This window comes from Cytophagales bacterium, assembly GCA_033344775.1.
Lineage (GTDB): Bacteria > Bacteroidota > Bacteroidia > Cytophagales > Cyclobacteriaceae > JAWPMT01.
The window spans coordinates 414705-433026 of record JAWPMT010000002.1 but is presented as its reverse complement, the minus strand read 5'-3'; the positions used below and the strand labels follow the sequence as shown (position 1 = coordinate 433026).

Sequence of the window (18322 nt, the reverse complement as noted above, 5' to 3'; positions counted from 1 at the left end):
TTTATTACAACAATCAATTAATGAGATCAGGCAACCAGTTGAGGTTATTCCTGGTCAGCAACCCCATTGCATTTGAACGATACGAGGATCATGAGGCAGCCATCTACATACAACTACATGAATTGATCGAAGATGCGATCAAGGACAAGGAAGATCCGGTGGCTTTGATTGAGGATTATCTAGGCACGACATACCACCTGGGAGACGCTGAAGATGAGATCGCCTCTTTTCTTTTTCATACCGGCGAAATGAGAGCTGCGCTCAATGTGCTCAAAGAGAATTGGGATGCGCTGGATGAAAGTATACCCTATGATTCCCTGATGTACGGTGGCGTCAGTAAAGACAAAGCCACTGAAATCTATTCCGAATTAAGCTTAAGAAGCTACCTCGAAGCATTAGTAGCCCTTTCAAACGAAGTATGAGCGAAGAACAACTAATAATAGAAACCGAAGAATTTGCACAGGATGTTGGGGAAGTTAAAGCTATAGCCTCCCAAGAGAGTGAACTGGTCGAATATATTCCCAAATCCAAAGCTCCCTACAGGCTCAATACACTCATTCCCCGAAACATGGCTTTTGAAGTTCAGAAGGCTTTGAATGGCGTGGTAAAGCAACATGGCAATATTGATAATTACGTCCGTAATCACCTCAAATACCAAACAAGCGAAGAACTGTGGAAGGGACTTGGTGCGGAACAAGTTGATTCTGTTGCCCTTTATCTCAATCAATTTCATCGGGAACAGGGAATCATCATCGCAGATCAAACGGGTATTGGTAAAGGGCGGCAGGCCGCTTCAGTGATCAGGCATGCGATTCTAAATGGCTACATGCCTGTTTTCTTTACCAGAAAACCAGATCTATTTACCGATATATACCGAGACCTGAAGAGTATCGGACATTCGAAGATCAACCCTTTCATTATCAATACTGATAAGCATGCCAGGATCAAGGATTCCGACGGCAATGTGATTTTCAGCCCTCCATCTAGTACTGAGCAGTATCACACCCTGACTGAGGAATACGAAGTTCCCACCGAAAGCCCTGAATCGAAGGAGTGGCATAAGCGAATTGGTAGAAAACTTCCGAATCCCGAAGAAGTTCCTAACATCACTCTCATTGATACCATTGATCATGTTCCTGGTGATTATGATGTGGTATTTACTACCTATTCCCAAATACAAGCAGCCCATGTCTTCAAGCGGCTTTGGTTAGCCAAGGTGGTGGCTTCAGCAGTAGAAGGAAGCAAGAAATACAAGCCGGTGGTATTCATCCTGGATGAATCACACATGGCCGGAGGCTATGACAGTATCATCGGTACCTGGATGCGGGATGTCCTTCCTCAGACCAAAGCTTGCTGTTACTTAAGTGCCACGTTCGCTAAGTATCCAGAAGTGATGCCCCTTTATGCGAAGAAGACTGCTATTCAGGAAACCAGACAGGACGAAGGAAGTTTTGTGGGAGCAATGCTCAGGGGAGGCCTGGCGCTTCAGGAAATTGTGGCCAGTAACCTGGCTGAAAGTAGCCAACTCATCCGTAGGCAACGATCCAATGAAGGCATCAAGGTGGAATACATCACTTTGGACAAAGAGCCACAAAGATCAAAGAACAGGAATCGGGTAAATCGCATTGTCCGCCTGATGAATGAAGTCGTCAAGTTTGAAGAAGACTTCATTACGCCACACCTCCAAACACTTCATGCAAGGGCAAAATCAGAAGGCGAGCATTTAAAGCAGCGCCCAAGGAGTTTGGGAGTAAAACAGTCCCCCTATTTCTCCAGAGTATTCAATATTGTTGATCAACTCCTGTTCAGCCTCAAAGTGGAAGAGGTCGCTAAACAAGCTATTGCATTACTCAATGAAGACAAGAAAGTTGTAGTTGCTTTCAAGAGTACGATGGGAGCTTTTCTGCATGACCTTAACCTTAAGAGTGGAGACATGATTATGCCTGAGCAAATGGATTTTGCCAGGACACTGATCAAAGGACTGGAAAGTGTACTGTCATTCAACTACACCGATATCGAAGGTCGTAAATCCAGAATGACCATTGACCTGGACGAGCTTCATCCGCTAGCAAGGGAACAATACGATGAAATCAAAAAGGCCATGTGGGCAGAAAGTACCGGTCTTTCGATTTCTCCAATCGATGTGTTCATCCATACTTTGGAGTCCACCTTGAAAAGCAAATCCCTGGGTGGACATGATGGCGACACGTTCAGGGTTGGAGAAGTTACCGGTAGAAATCAACGGATCAGGTTTGATGAAAATGATGCTCTGGTTGAGAGCTTCAGATCAGACACGGAAAAATCCTTTCGACTTTTCAACAGTGGCGAACTGGATGTGTTGCTGATCAATCAAAGTGGCAGTACAGGCTCTTCGGCACACGCTTCTCAGGACTTTGTTGACCAACGAGTAAGGTCGATGATCATCCATCAGTTTGAGTTGGACATCAATGTGGAAGTTCAAAAGAGAGGTCGAACGAATCGCACGGGTCAGGTCGCTTTACCAGAGTACTACTACATGGTCTCAGATATTCCTGCAGAACAACGATTGATGACCATGTTGAAGGGCAAGCTTAAATCACTTGATGCCAATACAACTGCTTCCCAAAAAACCAGTGATGACACCTTAAACTCACCCGACTTTTTTAACAAATACGGCGATAAAGTAGCCTGGACCTGGATTCGTGAAAATCCAGCGATGAAAGAAAAGCTGGGCTACCCGACTTTCCATAAGGAGAAAACCGATTATGGGTATCGATGGGTAGACAATGAGAGTAAAGAAGGAGCCATCAAACAGGTGACAGGACGTGCGGGCTTATTGGAAGTAGCCGATCAGGAGATGGTTTACAAAGAGCTTTTAGAGAAATATGAGTACCAAATCGAATACGAAATACAACGTGGTACTTATGATTTGGAAACCGAGTTTTTACCACTTGATGCCGAAATCAAAAAGCGATACCTCTTCAAGCAAGGTTTAGGAGGACGTACTCCTTTTGCCAGGGACACGATCAGGGACGAATCCATTGTCAATAACCTTAAAAAGCCTTACACCAAGGATGAGGTGGATAAAATTCTGGTGGACCAACTGCAAGGAAAAAAGCCCAAACAGGTGCAACTGGCATTGGTCAATGAGATCAAAGAGAAATACCCTAAGCTGGTGGAAGAAAGGGAAGCCGAACGTCAGAAAACCATTGACAAGCTCCAGGAAGAATTGGAAAGCATGCAAGCTATGGGCAGTGGTGAAGACGATGATGAAAATGACAAGATCGAGCGAAACAGGGAGAGTCTTCGGGAGTTGATCGACAACAAGAAGGACAACCTTAAGCACTACATTGAAGAGTTGAAATACATCGGAAATGAAATCTTCAAAGTCATTCAGTATTGGGAAATAGGTGAAGTAGTGACTGTTCCGATCTTGGGTTCTTACAAGACCAGTACAGGGATCTATTTGGGTGTAAATGTCAAGCGATCTGTCAACAATCCTTATACGCTTGGAAACATCAGTTTGCGTTTTGCGGTGGTGGATGCCCGTCGAATGGTAGAGTATCGGTTGTCTGGTGAAGAGCGATCAGCCATCAGCAGGATTTACACCGATTCCAAAGAGTTGGAGGAAGTCGATAAAAAGCAGGTGTTGACCAACTGGAATGAATTGGTCAAAGAGGCTTCAGCAAAACGGGAGAAAAGGCATATCCTGACCGAGAACATTGTAGCCGCTGCTGACCTGATCGGCTCAATGAATAAGCTCATCAGGTACAATACCACTGATGGAGTGATCAAAAACGGGATCATGCTCCACAGAGACTATGGCAAGGAAGGAGAAGATAAGAATGCCATGCTTCCCATCTCTGAATCAAAGCCCTACATTGAAGGGCTGGCAGTAGACGGCATTTTTTCAGATCACCAACTAAGGGTGATGTTCAAAAGAATTGGCACGAATCTCTATCAGGTATTGGTAGCCAAAAAAGGAAATTTCGAGATCTATACCAGTGACAAGCTCAGGTCATTACTCGAACGAGCTGAAGGAGAAGATGACCAGACACCTGACTTTGTTCAGAATGCTTCAGACATGACCGGCGTGATCCATCAAAGGAATCTGGGCTTATTCCTCGAAAGACTGGATGGACATGGATTGCAATTTCTGGGTGCAGCCAAGGAACTGGAAGATTGGGAAATTGAGAACAAGGAAGACTGGAATACAAAAACCTCTCGCAAAGGCACTTTCAAATATGAATTAGGACGACCCTACGGACAAGGCAGTAACCCGACCACTTCATTTGTTGATTATGAAGAGCCATCGGACAACTATCCCTATGGTGCAGTGGTTTATGACCGGCCATTGAGTGATAAGGAGAAATACAACTATTCCCTTATTCCGATCTATAACCATGTTGAAGAACCCTATCAGTCCTGGAAGGCTATCATCCTGAAGTCCGACCTGAAGGAAGACTTTATCAAAGCCATTGAAGCGGTCCGAAGCGGACAGTCAAAGGACATGAGGCTGAGTGATGCCTTCCTACAGCTAGGATTCTTTATTACCAATAACCCACATGAAGACGGCAATCCAGAATTTGTGTTTGGAAGGTTTAGTGAAGAAGAACTTGGCAGAGCCGCCTTTGAAGACATGTTATGGGTGATTTCACCCATTGACGAATTGATTGAAAAATTAAGAATTGAGCTGAGCCGCTCCTAGTAGGACACACCTGGCCGGTCGCACTAATAAAAAAACAACTTGATATGCGATTAGATATACCTGAGATCAATCAGATACCCAATTTCCAGAAGATCCTGGACGATTTAAGTGTTGGCAACAATGTATTCCTGGTGGGTTCCGCCGGAACAGGCAAAACCACCTTGGGAGAAAAAGTTGCTTATGCGCTTTTTGACAGAAAGGAACAAGATGGTAAAAGCCTTCCCTATACGATCATCAACTGCAATCAATGGACCTCACCCATTGATATCAAAGGCGGGCAAACCATCGAAGGCTACAAGGAAGGGGCTTTGATTGAAGCCTGGAGAGACGGCAAGGTTTTAATACTGGACGAACTGCCCAAGCTAGATGCCAATACCGCCGGAATATTAAATGATGCCCTGGCCAAAACTGCCAAGGAAGATGCCATCATTTTCAATGGGTTGAACCATCCCATCAAAAAACATCCGGACTTTGGATGTATCGCTACGGGAAACACGTTTGGCAAAGGTGCCAGTGGGAATTATGTAGGTAACAATAAGCAAGATGCATCCCTGTTGGATCGGTTTAGTGGATGCGTTTACCGGATAGGATTCAATGAGACATTGGAAAGACAATTGATCTATCCTGCGGTTGTAGAAATGTGCCTGAAGATTCGAAAGGCCATTCTGGAAGATGAAGGAAAGGAAGATGATGATACAGAAGATATCATGACCCTTCGCACGATGCTCAATATCCAAAGAGCATACGAAATGGAAATGTTGCGAGAAACCGGCTTAAAGGACCATCGAGGCAAGCTCGTTCGCAAGGTGCGGAATGGAAAGACGGTAAAGGATGCCTTTGAAAGCTATTTCCTGGTGATGAACCGGGACAAAGCCGGTAAGATCAGGGAAATGGTGGGAATGGAAGGATTCTATAATTCCTATCGGGGAAAGAATGAGAAAGACCAATTCATTACAGAATACAAACGTCGAATCGGTTGACTTTCCCTAAGAAAAATAGTTTAGTAGTCAATGAGGTCAAATACAACTACCTGGTCTTTGATGGATTGGGCCAGTTCAATGACTTTATAGATCAAGCGTCCAGGTCTTTGAGTGGGCACAATGCTGAAGTCCTTAAAAACGTGAATGCCGGGACTAAAACAAAAATTGAGAGTGGTGAAGGCTGGTACGGACATCCAGTTCCTGCCAACATTGATGAACTAGACCATCACAATAGCTTTTTGGGGATGTACTTACTCAAGGAGGTCAAACCAAAAATAGATAGCTACTTATCTGACTATCTACGCTACCTCGATAGTCATGTCATGCCTAAGCCAAAAGTGAGCTACAATGACAGGGGTTTAGGGATGTTCTCATTCGACAGGGTGGCAATGGGCTTATATAGTTCGGGAAAGATTGAATTGGGCAGCCCCATTGAAAGGACCGCTGCACAGATCAATATTGAATTAGGAAGAAATAATATCAGGACCAGGATCAAGAAAGTCTACGTTTACTTCGAACATAAGGACAAAACCTTCCCTTCCATCAGCCTATATCTTATGGCAGGGGCCAATGCCAATGTTGAAGGCAGTGACTTACTCTATGTGGGGCTGGCTTGTGCTGAATTGGTGGAGTTCCTTGAATTAAGGGGTGTGGCCGTAGAAGTCAATGTGCTTTTAGGGACAGCCTTCCGAAATCAGGTGTGCCTGGCGTCAGTGAAAATCAAGAGATTTCAAGACAAGATCGATAAGAACATCCTTCTTCTTTTAAGCTCTGACCCCAGGTACTTTCGATACCGAGGTTTTAAAGCCCTCATCGCACTTAGCAATCATTTCGGATACAAAATCCCCCATGGCCTGGGAAGATTGGAAGAAAGCATGGGCGAGAAGTTTGTGTCAGCCCTGAATGCAGAAATGAACACAAACAGCTTCGTTTTCGAGCAAAGCTATTCACTGGACAGTACGGCACAAGAAGTAAAACGAATCATAGAGCAATACAAAAAACGACTAGAAGATGCGAAAAGTTAGTCAGCGAGTGATTAATAGAATGATGGATAAGGCCATTGAAATCAATCGGCAATGGAAAGAGGAATGCAGGGACTTTACGATCATGGTTTCACCCTTAAGGTCAAACACCTTGCTTTTACGGTGGACGACCATCAACATCGAGAACATCGACAATCCGATTCAATGCTATTTCTATGAGTGCTTCAACACCAATGGCACTCCCCAAAACTGCTCGGTCAACTATACAGACCAGGAAGATGCCAATGAATTCTTCTGGAGTCTTGAAAAGCTCTACGAGCAACAGTTCGCCAGTGACCACAGGCAAAGAGGTATCAAATAAACCGATTCCAAAAAATAAAAACGAGAAGGCAGTAATCTTAAGATAAGTAGATCACAACATGTACAAAACAAGCAAAGTAAGCCCGAAGGAGCTGAAGAAAATCAAAGTAAAGAATCAGGCAAAAATCAAGGAGGTAACAGGAGAAGAACTGGACCCGAGTAAAGCCTGGACCATCATTAAAAACGAGTCCAAAAACTTCACTTCTGATAACGAAAAAGCGAAAGAAGCTGATGAGCTCCTTGCGGAGTTGATGAAAGTCAATGGCCTCACAATTACATCCAATGCCCAGGAAGATGATCAAGTGGATGATCAGGAGCGCATCCGAATCAGAGAACGTGAACGCGCGCGGGCTATTCAAATCATGAAACTACAACTACAAATCGCAGCTTAATGGCAACTATTCAAGATTTAAAAAATCTCAAACTCGATCAGATCCCTGATACCTACAAAGGGTTGGTAGAAGGGATAACGCAACTCATTGAAGATTACGAAAATGAGTCTGACAAAGCTTTTTTTGAAAAGGAAGCACAAGCCAACATCGATGCCTATTTCGAAATGGTTCAAAGTGTGGCCGGTGAGGCCGCTACTTCTGACCTCACCAAGACTAAAGGTGATCAAGGAAAACCGGAAAACCCCAAGCGGCCAAAACCTCAAATGAAAGGAAATAAGTCCGGGAGTAATGAACATAAAATTCTAAAGAGTCATTACAATCGGCTTTTGGACCTAACCTCTGACTATGAAGAGGAAGGGAATGGTGATTTGGAATCATTTTTCGAAAATATCCTCGATGCTTTGAAGGACATCCTGGATACCGATCAGGATCAAAAGATTCCATCACTGGTAGCAAAGGCAGTAGAGCCGACCTATGCGCATGCTGGAGGCTTAGAGCAGAACCAACGGATCAGACTTGGTGATGTTGATGAAATCGATTTAGTCTTTCGTGACAAGGCGATTAAAATCCTTGATCAACTTCAGCAGGAATTAAAGGCCCAATCAGGGAAAGCGCCCGATAAAAAAGCCAATAAGAAAGCCAATCCCTCCAAAGAGCCAATCACCCTGCGACCGATCACCGCTGATACGATTACCGTACTCAAAGCCATTCAATCAAAACTGGAAGGCAAGGATAAAGAAGCCATTTCCATGTTACGGTTTGAATTGGAAGAAGCTTTGGATCAATTGGATGATAAGGCTTTTACAGAAGGGGTGAAACAAGCCATCAGCAATTTTGATCAAGAAAACATTGAACTAGAGCAGGCCGGTGACGAGAAAGAAGTTGCTCGATCCATCAAAAAGATCAAGGATGAATTAGAGGCCATCGAGCAACAACAGACAGAGCGAAGAAAGAAGTCTCAGGGCGTTTTACAGAAGATGGCAGTTTATGAGCAAAACATCGAAGCTTGCCGTCAGGTCATTCGGGAATTCAACAAAAACAAGCGAGAGTCAGCACCGGACAAGCCCAAGCCGACTAGAAGGACGCTACTTAAGAAAAAAGTGTTGTCAATTATCCGGCTGACTCCCGAAGCACTATCAAGTGATCCTTTGGTAATCGCTGAAAACCGCAAGATTGTCAAGAGCACCATCAAGGCTTTTATGAAGAATTGGGGCATGACCAATGTTGAACAAATTGAAAAGGCGGTTGACAAGGAGTTTGACCTCATTGAAGACAAGATTGAGGAACAAGAGGATAAAGAATTCCTCAAGCAATGGAGTAAGGATCTACCAGATGCCGAGAAGATCATGGCCCAGGAAAGAAAGCACAATAAAGGGCTTTTAGATGAAGCTGTCCAAGGGGCTGCTGATAACATCCTCAAAGCCATCAAGGAAGCCATTTCGCTGTATAAAACCGATAAGCAAAAGGCACTTAACTATTTGAAGGCAAACCTTGATGACCGTCAACTAAAGACCTACCTACCCAAGTACATTATTGATGAACTGACAACAGACTAATGCAACTAAAAAGGATCGATAACTAAACAATCAAAAGCAATGAAAAAAACAACATTTAACGAATTTCTAGAGGCCAATCAAATCAAGATAGATGATCTGCCTAAACCCATTCAGGACAAGATTGGGATATATGAAGAATTAGCGGACCAACTCGATGATACCATCGATGAGGACAAGCAAGCCCTGGAGGGGATGCTTCAAGACCTGGAAGACGAAATCTATGAAGACCTGCTTAATGAGTTTGAGGATCAATTGAGTAACAATAAAGTGAAGGAAAAGCCCAGGGCTTCCGCCACCAGAAAAAAGCAAACTGAAAAGCAAACCATAAAACAGCCAAACGAGGATGAGCAGGATCAACAAGCGGCTGCTCAGCAAATCAATGAATTGGAAAAGATCCTGGATAAACTTTTTAAAAGTGGCAATACCGATGATCTGTCCCGGACCTTCCTTAGATCAAAAGGGCTGGACATAGATTTTTCAGCATGGGAAATACCCATTGGCAAGTATGTACTACTCCGACAATCGGTGTTTCATATCCATTTTAGGTTGGCAGAAATAGAGACAGAGTAGTGAAAAAATTTTATATTCACCAAATAGTAAGTAGTTGAATACCAATTGTTTACAATTGATTTAAATCTACTTTACAATTAGTTTCTTTTCAGTTTACAACTAATTATCAAGCGAATGACGGACCAGGACAACTATGAAAGTTTACAGCGACAAATTGATGTAGTGATCGGCAAAATTGGTTTGCATAATACCATATTTCTATTGTCTACTTTCATCGATGAGACCAGTATTCCTGTAGAGCAAACTCAACGACTCCAGATGATCAGTCAGTACCTGATTACCAGAGCCATCGATGTTTTTGAATTAAAAGAGAAGATGTTCTTCACTTCAGCTATTCAGGAATACCGCGAAGCAAGAATGGCCTGCTACCACTTGATCAAAAAGTATACAGGGGTTAGCTATTCCAAAATCGCCGAGGATTTTGGATTGACCAAACGCAATGTATTGTACAACTGCAACAAGTGCGAAGAGCGTCTCAGCGTCCCATACTACTACCAGTCTTTCGTCGATAAGTATGCGATACTGGAAAAGAGCATCATTAAAATAACTTCAAAACTTACCAAAGAATAAATGACTAATAATTCATCCAAAGAAATAACAGCAGTCATCAGTGATGATTCTGCCGTTGAATTCGAACAAATCGCAGGTGAGAATACCTCACCTCTGAATGCACCGGTGATCGAAAAAGATATTGCGGGGGCGCCACAGCCCGGGACGCTACAGTCAGATTCGAATTCCGAAGATCAGGAAAAGGAAAGCCCAGCTTCGGAGCAGGAAGATTTGCCTGATGCTCCCGAACAGCAAATCGATGATGATTATGATAATCCGGAATCTTACGATTCCGAAGAAGCAATGAGTGATGTTGGTCTGGAGAAGGAAGTCTTTGAGTTACCTACGGCTCATGCCAAACAAGCCGCTGATACCTTCCTGGGAATGGCTGATAATTTTCTGGAGATTGGAGGTGGCTTTTTTGTCAAGGTCAAAAAGCATAATGACTTCTATGACTTTGAAGAAATCGTCCAGGTCATCGATGAACATAATGCCAAAAATGTCAAAAGGCTCCGGCTTGAAAAGGAGGACAAGGCGCTATTAAAACCACTACTGGTAGAAGTGTTGAAAAAGAAGGCAGCGAAGCTTACTCCTGAACAACAGCTCATGGGAGCTTTGATTTCCATTCTTGTCAAAAAAGCGCAGATAGTCATGGAGGTGCGGGCTGAAAATGAAATTTTGGTAGATCGTATCTTGAATATCATCCGTGAAGAAAAAAGTATGGTTGCTGAAGGTTTATCTGAAGAAGATCATGAGCAGGAGGATGATGAGCTATCAGAAGATGATATCTACCTGGAGCAAGAACATGACGAGGACACTGAAGAAGGTGAACTTGAATACGAAGAGGTACATGAACCCTCACCGGTCATTGCTCCTGAAGCCGTGATGGAAGTGGCAACAACCGAAGTAGAACAACAAGATAAAGGGGATAAGAAGTAGATGGCCACAACAAAAAAGAATGCCTCCAGAGGAAGAAAACCCATTGAGTACTCCAAAGAGGATTTGGAAAGACAGCCCATGATCATGCTCATCTGTGGGATGATGGGTGTGGGTAAATCCTATCGCAATCATCAGGAATTCAAACAGTACATGACCGATAACCCCCAAACGGGTAAGGTGGGTAGGAAGATCCTGGCTTTTGATACCAATGACGATGATTTTCCTGATTGGAAAACAGTGAGCCCCGATCATATCAAGGCTTTGACCAAAGTGAGTCCTCGCAGGATAAGACCCTACAACAAGGACGGTTCTCCCATGGATGATGATCAGAAACGTGAAGTAGTTGACAAGATCATGCGCTACTTCAAAAATGGTCTGATCGTATTGGATGACATAGACAACTACATGGTGGGAGCCAAAAGCCAGTCCATGATCGGTGCCATGGTCACAGTAAGACACAAGGGAGTAGATGTGATCCTGGGACATCAGTCCGTAGCTAAGATCACCACAACTGAGTGGCAAACATGTACCTGGTTAAGACTGCATCATCAGGTGGATGATGTGAAGCGATACAAGGAACGAATTCCTAAATATCGTTTGGTCAGAATTGCACAACACATTGTTGATGAACAATATGACCTGGCTGTGACTGCTTATGAGAACCAGCAAATTGAAAAACAAGAGTACCTGGCCCGAAAGAGCTTCTTTGTTTATGTCAATATGCCGGAACAAAAGATCGTTGGCTGTAGCAGAAAGGCTTTTATCAGGGCTGCCAAAAAGTACATTGATCAGGAAGAAAATGGCCTGATTCGAATGATGCTGCTCGAAAGGGATCATAAAGAACAACCCGTCTATAAAAGTAGAAATGATGCCGTGATCAAGCTGATCTCTGATTACCTGAGATTCCACGACAGTAGTACCTCCAGTCCTTTTTAATTCAATCACATGGAGTCCATGAAACAAATTACAAAATACTGCTTCTAGTGGGTTTTATTGGTGATTATTAAGATGCGCTCCACATCAGACTTTAGATAAAAAACAAGTAAAGTAAAATGCACATTATTGCCAACAGCTTCGGTGAAAGCTCAGGAATGTTAGATTGGGTCGTTCGAAATGAATTGGGCCATCAAGATGCGATTTCTCTATTTCAAAATACAGGTTGGGAACATCCTGCTTCTATCCAGTTTGGAAAAGATCAACAGAAATATTTCAAAACAGAGATATTATTCCTGGAATATGAATTACCTGTGAGTTTTGAGAAACAGGTATTGAAACATGCCCCCGCTTACGAAAACCTTGAAAAGTATGGTTTTGAAGGCATGTTCAATAAAGATGTCCTGGACCCCATTCGATGGGATCGAGCCGAAGTTTCCTGTAAAATCAATAAGCAAAACAATGATCTCTTTTCTAACCTGGACTTACAGGAGGTAAAAGCTGATTATCGACGATGTGTCAGGGAATTTCATGCTTTGTTTGATCAGGAGGCTGGTTTGCATCAATTCAACCTGGTCACAGCTGACACTTGCAATATGGAGGGATTACCCATGCTGAAGGTCATTTTGTACTATAATGCCATTCGCTATATCAAGCGACTTGACTGGTCCGTTCCCAATGTCGTTCATCGCTATTGTACAGGACGATTGAAAGTAAGCACTATGAGTGATTTCTTGAAACGTAATTACGGACTGGAGCAATACACCAAGTATTTAGGAATCAGAAAGGATGAACCCAAGAGATACTTTGGAAACCTTGCTTCCAAAACTGCCAAGGTACAGGTCAAAATGCCACTTTATGACCTGGGTTTTGAGGAAGAGAATGTGAAGGATTTTTGGGATAAACAAGCTTTTCAATTAGAGATCAGGGACAAGAAATACCTGGGGAACTGTGTCAATTGTCACCTGAAAACGAAAGCCAAGAAAGTAATGGCCAGTCGTGAATATGAACTTCCATTTCTTCAACAGGCAATTCTTGAAAATGCCGCTGGAGATACCATGAGAAGAGTCAAAGGACATTCGGCAGAAGAAATCCTTTTTCAGACTATAAGAAGAGATGCTGGTATCCAATTGGAGGAAGATGAGCAGCTATTCTGTTTTTGTTAGGGCAGCAGAACATCAATAGGCCTATCTAAGCCATCAACAAATCCCAAATCGAAGAATTTTGATAAATATGATCGGATTTAAATTGTCAATCAACAGAATTCAGATTGTAAAAATCCTTTAAGTCTAAAATCGGCAGCGTTCAGAGGAAGTAAATCAGATAGACGATGAGCTGGTACACTAGCTAAGACTTTACGTTGATCAAGTTGAGTTTGATCATAAATCCAATAATCCGTACCCAAGGCCAAAGGTCCGAGAATCACAAAGTTTTCGTCCTTGATTGTGTACAATGCCCCTCGTATCAATGTTTTATTGTCCGTTTCCAAATCCTTAATTAAAGAGGCATTACTATGAAGTAAATCAAAGGCTTTCGCTGAAATGGTGTCTCTGCCTTTATGCTTGAACATTATAGCTGACACAAGGTATTGAGCATCTTGATAAAGCATTTCAGAACTGTGAGCCAGTGGCATAATCATACTTACTAAATCGGTAAGTATGTCATTCAAACTTCGAGGGCTATCCTCATGAAGATTATTCAATATACCTACGAATTGAGAAACAATCGTGGTATAGCTAAATAAGCGCTCATCCATTGTTGTCTCCATTTTTCGGATATAATCGATCAGGGTAATCATTTGATTACTCAAGATGCTACTTGTGAGTTTCAATTCGTCCATTGCCTTCCAGTTGATTTAAAAAGATAGGTGGCCAAAAGACCACCTATCCATAACCAATAAAGTTAACTTCTGCGCTATGCAGAATTCTTAAATGCTCCAGATACCTCGATCACAGATTGACCTGTGAGTAGGACTCGTTTTATTGGCTCTTCATTTGGTATAAATTCCTTTTTTTCTGATTATTAAAGAAAGTCGGGACAAGTCCCGACTTTGCCATAGAACCAGCATCGGTAATGCTCCGCTATGAGAGAGCATACATCTTCAATTCTTAGGATGTAATGGAGGTGAGAAATAACTGCTTTTACAGAGTCATCTCCAACCAGTTTCCCAGCAAGCCGGAAAACAATTGCCTACTTCTAAAAATCGAATCAAATATAGAAAAATTATGTTTATATATAAATATTAATTACTCAAATAATTGATATATCTGAATATGTAGTGATTTATAGTACATAAATATTCATCATTTACGGAAATATCACTCAACCTGTTGCTGAATACACAATTCATCGATTCTATGTCGGATAAATACAGAAACCGCTTCATTTTCATAAAACCCATATTCCTGATTTACTGAGTCAATCTTACTTCGAGTGATGCTTTGAGGGTAGTTCTTAAAGTTTTCATGCAGAGTAAACAGGGCTTTTTTTCTTGCAAAGACTCGTCGTTCAATGCTCCCTTTTAGGCTATCGAAGAATACTAAGCGCTGATCAGGATCTAAACCCATTTCATCCCATTTCTGCGTGAGATAAACATATAGGGTATATTCCACGTCTTTTGAGTTATCTCCTGCTTTCAATTCCAAATTAATAAAATTGTGTGGCTTTTCCTTATTCCTTTTTAAGGAACTACCGAATTCGGAGGTGCAGCATCCTCCGAAATAAATAATGATCATCAGAAAGAGAATTGATTTTTTACTCATTTGAAAGCTCTTGAGCTTGATAAACAAAAAATGCCAGAAATCAATAGGTAGGTAATCGGAGAAACTGATTCTTCCACTTTTTGAAATTGATTTTCTTAGATGAATTTATTGGTGCTTCTTGTATATTGTTAGAATGGGATTTCTCTATCCTGCTAATCATTAGAAGACGACCGTCCTCCTGTTTTATGGCGACAATTAATCCAGGTAAACCACTGTAATGTTTCGGGCCATCTGCAATAGGTATATCAACTGTATACCATGCCATTACATGCTTTGCTTTCTTGTACTTCGCTGCCTTGCATGAAAATCCACTGATCACGCTATCCATTGGCAAGAGTTCCCATTGATTTATTTCATTCAAGTCATCTTCAACCACGTAATGCTTTGGCAAAGAACCACCATAGATTCTTAAACTGTGATTGTTCAAGTCCTTGAAGTATGAGGGATAACCTTTCTTATTATTCCCATGCTCGTAATGATCCTTTACAAACTCACTACTGGAATTTTTCAGCCATGGAACTTCTTTTGACTCAAATTTGAATAAAGAGTTATCCCCATCAAATTGAAGGGAGTAAATAGTCTTTTCCGATCTTTTTTCTCTATTAATCCTTTCCACAGATGCGTAGCTGAGCGGCATACTTTCTAAGTTTTCGTAATTCCTTAGATCAAAGACTCTATCGGTTTCTTCATAGATCACCATAATATTTCCTTGCCCAACCACCAGTAGCTGAAAGTTCAGTGCTAGAATGGAAACAATTATTTTGTTGACTTTCATATGTCTGTTGGATTATTAATGCAATTACAAATGCTGTAATCAACTAATGAAGAGTTCTAGGCTTTGGAATCAATGTCCAGTTGAAGCCGGGATTACCCACAAATGATCATACGTTAAAAAAGAAAAAGGCACCCTATATGAAATAGAGCACCTTCTCTTCCTCAGTGGGAATCAATCTAAATTGGTATATCCACGTCACATGATTAAACCAATCACCATTGCTCTTGTTTGGTTGCTGTCAGCCCTCTCAGAAATCTTCTGTAGCTTTAACACTATGTGTCAAATTAAGGAAATAAATTTTACATATACAAAAATAATTTCCTTATACGACGATCTTTTTTCTATAAAGCTCATATTCTTTTGAATTATCTAAACAAGAACCTTAAAACACTTAGGAAGAAATACCAGCTTACTCAAGAACGCTTTGGAAGTCTATTTGGACTCAATCAACCTCAAGTAAGAAGTTACGAAGCTGGTTCAGATCCTGGTACTGCCAAGGTCATTGAGATCACTGAGCATTTTGGACTCAATGCGGTAAAGTTCGTGCAGTTCGACATGGAAAAAATGGATGTTTCCAAGGCCCAGGGTGACGAGGAAACCTCCGATCAGGTTTCATCACCTGATAGGCTCATGGATATTCCAGGTATTCAAACTATCCATAAATACAGCTTCGTTGATGAACTATCACCTGACAAAATACGAAAACTATGCAAGGACTTGTTAATTGAAAAGGATAATATGGTTAAGGAGCGTATTGAGATGCAAACCAGAATCATCCAGCTACAGGAGGAACTGCTGAATAAGAAATGATTTTAAGTAAATTCTGGTGTAGGGCTGGCATAAAATAGCAAGGTACCTATTCGGTGAACCTAATTTTTTTCAGTACCTTCTTTTAATGCCAAGAAATGCCCTTATCCGGTCTACTTTGATAGGATTCGTTTACTTTATTCAACATTGACTATCACTGAACTTAAGGAAATTTTGTTTTACTTGGGTCTTGAAATTAAGATAAAGCTTACTCTCACTTGAACTATCTCAATAAAAATTTGAAGACGCTACGTAAGCGATATACGCTTACTCAAGAGCGCTTTGGTAATCTTTTCGGACTCAATCAACCGCAAATAAGGAGTTATGAAGCTGGCTCAGATCCTGGTACTGCCAAAGTGATCGAAATCACTGAGCATTTCGGAATAGATCCGGTAAAGTTTGTTCAGTTTGATATGGAATTAGTTGATGTCACCAAAGCAAAACAAGACCCGACATCTGATGAGGCAGCACTTAAGAAAATCGTAGATATTCCAGGCATTCAGACCATCAGTAAATACAGCTTTGTAGATGAACTACCTGCGGAGAAAGTAAACAAGCTATGCAAAGACTTGCTCCTTGAAAAAGATGAACTCGCTAAAGAACGGCTGCTAATTCAGAATAGAATCATTAATCTTCAGGAAAAACTGTTACAGACTGATAAAACTTAATCGGTTTCAAATGTCTTAAAACCTCTACGATACTCTTTATTGAGACGTCTCGCAATCTTCGCAGTATCAATATTGTACGTCTTTGTTATATAGATGAGCATCGCATCTTTCTCTTTCAAATACTCAATGGTGTCTTGCTTACTCTGCTTTCCTCTGTACAGCCATCGAATTATGAGGTAACAAATTATCGCTGTTATCAAGAGGCCGATAATTAGATATAACAATCTCACCTCTAATTGATCATTCCTTCGTTCAAGCAATTGCTTATCTCTTTGATGCTTGATCATTCGCATTTTGTAGGCTAAATGCATTTTTTCTTGTTCCAAAGCTTGTTTTGCAAGTGGAGAAGCCACTTTTCCCAATTTACTTTCGGTAATCAGTGCTAATTCTTCATTACCCAATTTCCGATACAATTCAATTAACTGGTCAAAACAATCTAATAATACAGCCTGATCAGTCGAACTTGGTGTTAGATTAATTGACTTTTCCAAATAATCTATTGAAGCAATGTTATCTTTATCAATGATGAGGTAATACTTAACTAAGTCGCGGTATAATCTAATTAGTTGAACTGGATTGTTTTCCAACGACTTTGAGCTTTCAGCGACATTCAAATAAAATTTTGCACTATCCAACTGAGAAACATCTAAATAAAGAGAGCCTAAATTACTATAGACTAGACCCTGAAAATAGTTACCAACTGAGTTTTCAGTATTCAAGCCTCTCAATAATTGGAAGGACTTTTCTGTTTGTCCATCATGAAAATAGCTTATGGCCAAGTTCAGGTTCGCATCATTTACCATTTTTTGTTCCCCAATCGTTTTAAAAATTTCTATTGAATTCTCGAAATAAGAAATTGCTTCTGAATGCTGAGACAATTGATAGCTTGTCAAGGCAATATTGAAATGAACATCACCTAAAAATGCTGCTTCACTAAGCTCACGTCTATAACCCAACTCTTCGTGGAAATAAGTGGCCGCATATTCATAATTTGAGGAACGGTAGTAGCATAGTCCTATTTTTTTCAAGGTTTTGGCAATTCCTTTATCATAGTCAGCGAGGAGAAAATTATCTAGAGCCGAATAGAAACTAACAAGAGCACTTGAATTATCAGTTCCAGTACTATTTAAGATCTTACCCTGTAAAAAATATGCTTCTCCTAACGTTAGTTTATTAGCACTTGTTTCTAACACCACCTCTACTATTGATCGAGCTGAATCTGGTGAATCCCGATATAGTTGATTCCCTTTTTTTATCATATCGTCCAAGAGTTCGTTTGGACTTCCAATAAGAAAAACGGGGAAAATCATGCATAACAAATAACAATAGCATGTTTTGCCGATAGCTTTATCCATCTTTAA

The 18322-nt window shown here is 41.3% G+C and carries 18 protein-coding genes; 14 read left to right on the top strand and 4 right to left on the bottom strand.

Annotated features, from left to right (window positions below; all coding sequences use genetic code 11):
- Positions 1-20 precede the first annotated feature (20 nt).
- From R8G66_06270 to R8G66_06215, 12 genes are all read left to right on the top strand, one after another.
- Positions 21-422, top strand: coding sequence for a hypothetical protein (locus tag R8G66_06270; GenBank protein ID MDW3191947.1), 402 nt, complete (start codon positions 21-23; stop codon positions 420-422).
- Positions 419-4687 carry a strawberry notch C-terminal domain-containing protein gene (locus R8G66_06265; protein ID MDW3191946.1) on the top strand — a complete coding sequence of 1423 codons (4269 nt, stop codon included), beginning with the start codon at positions 419-421 and terminating at the stop codon, positions 4685-4687. Before R8G66_06270 ends, R8G66_06265 begins: the two co-directional genes overlap by 4 nt.
- Before the next feature lie 44 nt (positions 4688-4731).
- Positions 4732-5667 carry an AAA family ATPase gene (locus R8G66_06260; protein ID MDW3191945.1) on the top strand — a complete coding sequence of 312 codons (936 nt, stop codon included), beginning with the start codon at positions 4732-4734 and terminating at the stop codon, positions 5665-5667.
- Positions 5664-6692, top strand: a complete 1029-nt coding sequence (locus R8G66_06255; GenBank protein MDW3191944.1) for a hypothetical protein — start codon at positions 5664-5666, stop codon at positions 6690-6692. The genes R8G66_06260 and R8G66_06255 overlap by 4 nt, the downstream gene beginning before the upstream one ends.
- The gene (locus tag R8G66_06250; protein MDW3191943.1) at positions 6679-7011 is read left to right on the top strand and encodes a hypothetical protein; all 333 of its coding nucleotides are present in this window, start codon (positions 6679-6681) and stop codon (positions 7009-7011) included. The genes R8G66_06255 and R8G66_06250 overlap by 14 nt, the downstream gene beginning before the upstream one ends.
- Positions 7012-7069: 58 nt before the next feature.
- Positions 7070-7402: a hypothetical protein gene (locus tag R8G66_06245; protein ID MDW3191942.1), complete on the top strand. Its 333-nt coding sequence runs from the start codon at positions 7070-7072 to the stop codon at positions 7400-7402.
- Positions 7402-8958: a hypothetical protein gene (locus R8G66_06240; protein MDW3191941.1), complete on the top strand. Its 1557-nt coding sequence runs from the start codon at positions 7402-7404 to the stop codon at positions 8956-8958. Before R8G66_06245 ends, R8G66_06240 begins: the two co-directional genes overlap by 1 nt.
- Before the next feature lie 39 nt (positions 8959-8997).
- A complete protein-coding gene (locus tag R8G66_06235) occupies positions 8998-9528 on the top strand; it encodes a hypothetical protein (GenBank protein ID MDW3191940.1) in 531 nt (176 codons plus the stop codon).
- A gap of 114 nt (positions 9529-9642) precedes the next feature.
- Positions 9643-10098 carry a hypothetical protein gene (locus tag R8G66_06230; protein ID MDW3191939.1) on the top strand — a complete coding sequence of 152 codons (456 nt, stop codon included), beginning with the start codon at positions 9643-9645 and terminating at the stop codon, positions 10096-10098.
- A complete protein-coding gene (locus R8G66_06225; GenBank protein MDW3191938.1) occupies positions 10099-11016 on the top strand; it encodes a hypothetical protein in 918 nt (305 codons plus the stop codon).
- Positions 11017-11952 carry a hypothetical protein gene (locus tag R8G66_06220; protein MDW3191937.1) on the top strand — a complete coding sequence of 312 codons (936 nt, stop codon included), beginning with the start codon at positions 11017-11019 and terminating at the stop codon, positions 11950-11952.
- A gap of 116 nt (positions 11953-12068) precedes the next feature.
- Positions 12069-13115: a hypothetical protein gene (locus R8G66_06215; protein ID MDW3191936.1), complete on the top strand. Its 1047-nt coding sequence runs from the start codon at positions 12069-12071 to the stop codon at positions 13113-13115.
- 89 nt (positions 13116-13204) lie between these two features.
- Here R8G66_06215 and R8G66_06210 read toward each other — a convergent pair whose 3' ends face one another.
- The 3 genes from R8G66_06210 to R8G66_06200 form a co-directional block, all read right to left on the bottom strand.
- Positions 13205-13789 (bottom strand): hypothetical protein, encoded by a 585-nt coding sequence (locus R8G66_06210; protein MDW3191935.1) that lies wholly within the window; start codon positions 13787-13789, stop codon positions 13205-13207.
- Positions 13790-14267: 478 nt separating this feature from the next.
- The gene (locus tag R8G66_06205) at positions 14268-14711 is read right to left on the bottom strand and encodes a hypothetical protein (protein MDW3191934.1); all 444 of its coding nucleotides are present in this window, start codon (positions 14709-14711) and stop codon (positions 14268-14270) included.
- Positions 14712-14751: 40 nt separating this feature from the next.
- Positions 14752-15486 (bottom strand): GLPGLI family protein, encoded by a 735-nt coding sequence (locus R8G66_06200; GenBank protein MDW3191933.1) that lies wholly within the window; start codon positions 15484-15486, stop codon positions 14752-14754.
- 360 nt (positions 15487-15846) lie between these two features.
- Between R8G66_06200 and R8G66_06195 the strand changes: the two genes are divergently transcribed.
- Together R8G66_06195 and R8G66_06190 are read left to right on the top strand one after the other, a co-directional pair.
- Positions 15847-16296: a helix-turn-helix transcriptional regulator gene (locus R8G66_06195; GenBank protein MDW3191932.1), complete on the top strand. Its 450-nt coding sequence runs from the start codon at positions 15847-15849 to the stop codon at positions 16294-16296.
- 236 nt (positions 16297-16532) lie between these two features.
- Positions 16533-16961, top strand: coding sequence for a helix-turn-helix transcriptional regulator (locus R8G66_06190; GenBank protein MDW3191931.1), 429 nt, complete (start codon positions 16533-16535; stop codon positions 16959-16961).
- On the opposite strand, the gene R8G66_06185 is transcribed toward R8G66_06190, so the two are convergent.
- Positions 16958-18316, bottom strand: coding sequence for a tetratricopeptide repeat protein (locus R8G66_06185; protein MDW3191930.1), 1359 nt, complete (start codon positions 18314-18316; stop codon positions 16958-16960). The two genes, R8G66_06190 and R8G66_06185, sit on opposite strands and share 4 nt — an antisense overlap.
- Positions 18317-18322 lie beyond the last annotated feature (6 nt).

What these genes read in the sequence shown, in the direction of transcription:
- R8G66_06270 (MDW3191947.1), top strand. Translation starts at nt 21, where the DNA reads ATGAGATCAGGCAACCAGTTGAGGTTATTCCTGGTCAGCAACCCCATT.
- R8G66_06265 (MDW3191946.1), top strand. Translation starts at nt 419, where the DNA reads ATGAGCGAAGAACAACTAATAATAGAAACCGAAGAATTTGCACAGGAT.
- R8G66_06260 (MDW3191945.1), top strand. Translation starts at nt 4,732, where the DNA reads ATGCGATTAGATATACCTGAGATCAATCAGATACCCAATTTCCAGAAG.
- R8G66_06250 (MDW3191943.1), top strand. Translation starts at nt 6,679, where the DNA reads ATGCGAAAAGTTAGTCAGCGAGTGATTAATAGAATGATGGATAAGGCC.
- R8G66_06245 (MDW3191942.1), top strand. Translation starts at nt 7,070, where the DNA reads ATGTACAAAACAAGCAAAGTAAGCCCGAAGGAGCTGAAGAAAATCAAA.
- R8G66_06240 (MDW3191941.1), top strand. Translation starts at nt 7,402, where the DNA reads ATGGCAACTATTCAAGATTTAAAAAATCTCAAACTCGATCAGATCCCT.
- R8G66_06235 (MDW3191940.1), top strand. Translation starts at nt 8,998, where the DNA reads ATGAAAAAAACAACATTTAACGAATTTCTAGAGGCCAATCAAATCAAG.
- R8G66_06230 (MDW3191939.1), top strand. Translation starts at nt 9,643, where the DNA reads ATGACGGACCAGGACAACTATGAAAGTTTACAGCGACAAATTGATGTA.
- R8G66_06225 (MDW3191938.1), top strand. Translation starts at nt 10,099, where the DNA reads ATGACTAATAATTCATCCAAAGAAATAACAGCAGTCATCAGTGATGAT.
- R8G66_06220 (MDW3191937.1), top strand. Translation starts at nt 11,017, where the DNA reads ATGGCCACAACAAAAAAGAATGCCTCCAGAGGAAGAAAACCCATTGAG.
- R8G66_06215 (MDW3191936.1), top strand. Translation starts at nt 12,069, where the DNA reads ATGCACATTATTGCCAACAGCTTCGGTGAAAGCTCAGGAATGTTAGAT.
- R8G66_06210 (MDW3191935.1), bottom strand. Translation starts at nt 13,789, where the DNA reads ATGGACGAATTGAAACTCACAAGTAGCATCTTGAGTAATCAAATGATT.
- R8G66_06205 (MDW3191934.1), bottom strand. Translation starts at nt 14,711, where the DNA reads ATGAGTAAAAAATCAATTCTCTTTCTGATGATCATTATTTATTTCGGA.
- R8G66_06200 (MDW3191933.1), bottom strand. Translation starts at nt 15,486, where the DNA reads ATGAAAGTCAACAAAATAATTGTTTCCATTCTAGCACTGAACTTTCAG.
- R8G66_06185 (MDW3191930.1), bottom strand. Translation starts at nt 18,316, where the DNA reads ATGGATAAAGCTATCGGCAAAACATGCTATTGTTATTTGTTATGCATG.